Here is a 218-nt window from a genome sequence, read left to right as displayed (position 1 = left end):
CGTTGCCCATCGGCAGTGGCCCCAGGTTCATCGGCCCCACGGTGATCGCGGCCGGGTCGGCATCCGGATCGATCTCCTCGAACACCCCGGCGAGCTGGAAGGTGCGGTCGGCGGCCAGCGCCAGCTCCAGCAGCGACCCGGCGAAACAACTGCCCGGCTCGATCAGCGCGATCAGGCTGCGGCTGGTGACGTCGAGGCGCTTGAGCGTCCGCTTGAGG

1 pseudogene is annotated in these 218 nt (G+C 70.2%); it reads right to left on the bottom strand.

The features are described from left to right. Nucleotides 1-218 (bottom strand): annotated as a pseudogene (locus ACGWYJ_RS39175) (benzoyl-CoA-dihydrodiol lyase); the annotation flags it as partial.

The organism is Actinomadura sp. SCN-SB, from assembly GCF_043906805.1.
In the GTDB taxonomy this organism is placed as follows: domain Bacteria; phylum Actinomycetota; class Actinomycetes; order Streptosporangiales; family Streptosporangiaceae; genus Spirillospora.
The sequence above is the reverse complement of the archived record's forward strand: the minus strand, read 5'-3'. Positions and strand labels throughout refer to the sequence as shown.